Source organism: uncultured Ruminococcus sp., from assembly GCF_937915125.1.
Taxonomy (GTDB): domain Bacteria; phylum Bacillota; class Clostridia; order Oscillospirales; family Ruminococcaceae; genus Ruminococcus_C.
In genome coordinates, this window is record NZ_CALDMP010000075.1 from 1 (window position 1) to 5,212 (window position 5,212).

4 protein-coding genes are annotated in these 5,212 nt (G+C 53.0%); all 4 read right to left on the reverse strand.

From position 1 onward, the window contains the following. Positions 1-85 precede the first annotated feature (85 nt). Positions 86-2,707 carry a DNA mismatch repair protein MutS gene (gene mutS / locus Q0418_RS07410; RefSeq protein ID WP_298483505.1) on the reverse strand — a complete coding sequence of 874 codons (2,622 nt, stop codon included), beginning with the start codon at positions 2,705-2,707 and terminating at the stop codon, positions 86-88. A 35-nt stretch (positions 2,708-2,742) separates the two neighbouring features. Then, on the reverse strand, positions 2,743-3,159 hold the full coding sequence (locus Q0418_RS07415; protein WP_298483506.1) for a YlbF family regulator: 417 nt from the start codon (positions 3,157-3,159) through the stop codon (positions 2,743-2,745). Then, a complete protein-coding gene (miaB, locus tag Q0418_RS07420; RefSeq protein ID WP_298483507.1) occupies positions 3,156-4,571 on the reverse strand; it encodes a tRNA (N6-isopentenyl adenosine(37)-C2)-methylthiotransferase MiaB in 1,416 nt (471 codons plus the stop codon). The genes Q0418_RS07415 and miaB overlap by 4 nt, the downstream gene beginning before the upstream one ends. 428 nt (positions 4,572-4,999) lie before the next feature. Continuing rightward, positions 5,000-5,212 (reverse strand): hypothetical protein (locus Q0418_RS07425; protein ID WP_298483508.1); only part of this gene is annotated, 213 nt, incomplete at its 5' end.

Consider the following 5,212-nt stretch of genomic DNA (forward strand, 5'->3'; position numbering starts at 1 on the left):
GGCGTAAAGATGCGCCGCAGATGACGGGTGAGCGGGTTTTTAGAGGTGACCTTATGCATGCCTAACGCCTCGTTCCTCATTCCAATTACGACAGCATTGCTGTCAGATCTGCCAGCAGTTCCCGGCATTCTGCATCGCTCAGCTCTGCCAGATGTGTCTTTTGCAGGGTGGCAATGACACGTTCCTGCTGCATGGCAGCGAAGCTGATCTGTCCGGACTGGGCATGCTTCTCACCTGCACCCGATGCCGCCTGTGCCTCCATCTCTGCCAGCAGCTGTTTGGCACGCTTTACTACCTGATCCGGCAGACCGGCAAGCTTTGCTACGGCAATACCATAGCTGTCGTCCACGCCGCCGGGTACGATCTTCCGCAGAAAACGGATGGAGTCTCCGTGCTTCTTCACGGCAACGCTGTAATTCTTCACGCCGTCGATTTCCTGTTCCAGATCGAGAAGTTCGTGATAATGGGTAGCAAATAAGGTCTTGCAGCCGATTTTCCGGCTGCTGATGTATTCCGCAACAGCACGTGCAATGCTGACGCCATCCAACGTGGAAGTACCTCTTCCCACCTCGTCCAGAATGACAAGACTGTTCTTTGTGGCATAGTTCAGGATATCCGAGACCTCTTTCATCTCCACCATAAAGGTACTCTGTCCGGCGGTCAGATCGTCCGATGCACCGATACGGGTAAAGATCTTGTCCACCACGGATATTTTCGCATATTCCGCCGGCACAAAGGAACCGATCTGCGCCATAAGGGTAATCAGTGCCACCTGACGCATATATGTGGATTTACCAGCCATATTCGGTCCGGTGATCATGAGCATTCGCTGGGACTTGGTGTCCAGATAGGTATCATTGGGCACAAAGACTTCCTCGGTTAGCATACGTTCCACCACTGGATGCCGTCCGGCAGTGATCTGGATGCTGCCGTCAACAGCGATCTCCGGCTTGGTATAATCGTTTTCCATGGCAACATTGGCAAAGGATGCAAGTACATCCACCTGTGCCACAGCTGCCGCCGTTTCCTGTACGCTTTTCAGCATTGCCCCCAGGCAATCCCGCACTTCGTTGAAGATACCCTCTTCCAGCCGGAGCACACGATCCTTTGCGCCGAGAATCTCGTTTTCCACATTCTTCAGTTCTTCGGTAATAAACCGTTCGCTGTTGGCGAGAGTTTGCTTTCGGATATAATCCGAGGGGATCAGGTCGTAGTACGACCGTGTCACTTCCAGATAATAGCCGAACACTCGATTATAGCCGATCTTCAAGCCCTTGATGCCGGTACGATCCCGTTCCCGCTGCAGAATCTCGTCAATGATCTGGGTACCGCCGTTCATGATCTTCCGCTGACGATCCAGTTCCTCATGAAAGCCATCCCGGATAACGCCGCCGTCTTTCAAAGTAATGGGCGGATCATCCACAATGGCATTTTCCACCAGAGCCGCTGCACGTTCCAGGGGTGAGATCTGCTGTTCCAGGGACGAGATCAGCCGGGACGAGGACAGCTTCTGCAACTCCCCTTTCAGTGCCGGGAGCTGCTGTGCCGTCATGGACAGGGATTTCAGATCCCGGGGCGTTGCCTTCTGGTAGATCACACGTGTCATAAGGCGTTCCAGGTCATAAACGTTATCCAGTAGCGACCGGACTTCCATGAGTACCAGGCTATTCTTCACGAATGCCTCTACGGCATCCAGCCGTGCCATGATCTTCACCGGCTGTACCAGGGGCTGTTCCAGCCAGGTTTTCAGAAGACGCTTACCCATGGCAGTTCTGGCATCATCCAGCAGCCATAAGAGTGAGCCTTTCCGTTCCTTATTGCGGATGGTCTCTGTCAGTTCCAGATTCCGTCTAGCACCCAGATCCAGTCCCATTGCCGCTGCACTGTCGTTGACCTCAATGGAAACAAACCGTGCAATATTCCGCTTCTGTGTCTCACGGATATAGTCCAGCATACCGCAGACAGCGCAGGCATCTGCACCGTCCTCCGAAATACCCAGCATCTCCAGAGACGGCACGCCGAACTGCTGACAGATCAGTTCCCTGCCCTGTGTGAGATCAAAGCATACGTCATCCCGCAGGGAAACGGCGCATTGCAGGCGTACCTTGATGAAATCCATAACCGGTTTCAGAGACAGCGCCTGGGCATTCAAAACCAGTTCCGAAGGAGAATAGCGTGACAGGGTATCCATGACACGCACCGTTAAATCGTTGGATTCCTGGGGGACGCACAGGGACATCTCTCCTGTGGAAAGATCGGCAAAGCACAGTGCACAGGAGCCGTCATTGCCGTAGTACATGGAGCACATATAGTTATTGGAATCGTCCTCCAGCATACTGCTCTCAATGACGGTACCCGGTGTCACAATGCGTACCACGTCACGTTCCACAAGCCCCTTGCTGAGGGCAGGATCCGTAAGCTGCTCACAGATGGCGATTTTATAACCCCGGTCTACCAGACGTTTCAGGTACAGTTCCACGCTGTGATAGGGCACGCCGCACATGGGTGCACGTTCTTCCAGACCGCATTCCTTACTAGTCAGCGTCAGTTCCAGCTCCCGGGATACCTGAATGGCATCCTCGAAAAACATTTCGTAGAAGTCGCCCAGGCGGAAAAATACCACGCAGTCGCTGTACTTCTCTTTCATCTCTGCATACTGCCGCATTCCCGGCGACAGCTTTTCCTTGGGGATATCTGCCAGATTCATGCTTTCACCTCATCTCCTTGCTGTATGGACGTATCTCAGTGACAGCCGCCGCAGGATGCGCAGTTCCCGGTACAATTGGACAGATCCGGGTGACAGGTATCAGGATCCTCGCCGTTGGCGCAGAGTGTCAGGATCAGATCCACCTCCTGCATCATGGCATCCATTGCCTCTTTTGCCGCCTGAAATGCAGCCATGTGGGGATTTCCCACGATACGGTCATAGATCTCCTGCACCTGTGCTTCCAGCTGCTGCATCTTTGCATTGTCCCGCTGATCGTCAGGCTTTTCCATTTCGTGCTGGTAGGACATACGCTTCAGGTTGAATGCCTGGATATCCCCCTGCAACGCCTCGTCACCGTCATTTGCCGCCTTTGCTGCGTGATATGCTGTATAGCGTGGGTCAGCCTGAATCGCCTTTCCCAGATTGCGTACTGCTTCTTCAACTGCATTCATGATAGCTCCTCCTCTGCTGCCAAAACGCCTTCTACTGCCCAGTTTCGGGCATCGGTCACCCGGACATCCACAAACTGTCCGATGAGGGACGGGTCACCGGGAAATTCCGCAATAATAAACGCCTTGTCCTTTCCCATGAGATAGCCCTTCCGCTTGCTCTCACCCTCCACCAGAACACGGAGTGTCCTGCCGACAAACCGCTTGTAATGTTCCGTGGCGATCTCCCGCTGGAGTGCCAGCAGGCGTTCCATCCGCTGCCGCTTTTCGGCATCGGGTGTATGGTCGACGATCTCCGCCGCCTTTGTGCCCCGGCGTTTGGAATAAATAAACGTATAAAGATTATCATACTGCACCCGGCGCACCAAATCCAGTGTGCCCTGAAAATCTGCTTCTGATTCGTTGGGGAATCCCACGATCAAATCCGTGGTCAGGGAAAAATCCGGGTCACGCTGCCGGAGATACTCCACAATTTCCAGATACTGTGTCACAGTGTACCGCCGGTTCATCTGTGCCAGAACAGCATCGCTGCCGCACTGTACCGGCAGGTGGAGATGGCGTCCGATCTTCTCACCGCTCAGGATAGTATCCAGCAGCTCCGGCGTAGCATCCTTCGGGTGGGAGGACAGGAACCGCACCACGAATTCGCCGGGGATCTCGTCGATCTGCCGCAGCAGTGACGCAAAGGAAACAGGCTCCTCCAGATCCTTGCCGTAGGAGTTGACATTCTGTCCCAGAAGCATGATCTCCTTATAGCCGTCCTGCACCAGCTGGCGTACTTCCTCCAGAATCTGCTCCGGTTTCCGGCTGCGTTCCCGCCCTCTCACGTAGGGCACGATGCAGTAGGTGCAGAAGTTATTGCAGCCGAACATGACGGGAACAGCTGCCTTGAAGGGATGTTCCCGGGATGGAACAATGCCCTCATACATAGCGTCATATTCCCCTATATCGCAGGCGAATTTCTTCCCCTGAAAATGTTCCAGCAGAAGCTGGGGAAACCGGCTCAGGGACGCTGTGCCGAATACGATATCCACAAAGGGATAGTGGGTGCGGACGAATTCCGCTGTGTGTTCCTCCGAAGCCATACAGCCGCAGAGTACCAGAATGAGATGGGGATTTTTTGTCTTGTACTGTTTGATATTGCCCAGAATGCCATAGACCCGATCCTCGGCACTCTCCCGCACAGCGCAGGTGTTGAACAGGATCAGGTCGGCATCCTCGTAGGAATCCGTCAGGGTGAAGCCCAGTCCGGTCAGCATCCCCCGGATCCGTTCGCCGTCAGACACATTGAGCTGACAGCCGAAGCTGTGCACATGGGCACGCACCACAGTCCGATCTGCAAAGAGATAGGACTGAATCTGACGGCGCAGTGCATCCGATACAGCTGCTGAAACACGATCGTTCTGACGTTCCATAAAAACACTTCTCCATTTCTGTTTTCACAGGACTTTACCGTCCTCTGAAAAATGACATTACATGTTTTATTATAACACAGTTCGCCGCTGTTTGCAAGGATTTTTTTGCAGAAACCACAGAAACCATTTTTATGATGGGGTGCAAGATTCTGGGGAATCCATTTGTACGGAATTCGTGGTGGTCTGTAGGGTGCGATGCCCACATCACACCGTTTTTCTGTTGGATTCGGTTACAGGCACAATCATGTCTTGGGATATGCGATGGGATATTTTCGTGGAGAACACAGCGGGCGGATGATATCCGCCCCTACAGTTTTCCTTACATTTTCCCTCACCTATCCTGCTTTTCAGAAAACTTCCAGATAATTTTCACGGTCCAATCACAATGGGCTGATATACTACACCCATACTCATTTGAAGCAATTGTTTCACATGAATACATTCTTCTTACCGCTTCTTCGGAAGAAGCGGACCAACCATACCGTACAGATTTTTCCGGCATGTCTTTTCCCTCCCGCTCCTTTTGTATTGCCCCAGCCGGCAGCAATTTTGCCGGGAACTGTACGTTTTCTATAAAGGGCATTTCTAAATACTCCGAACCCGTCAGATGTGGTGCAGATTTGCGACAGATTCACTTGCGG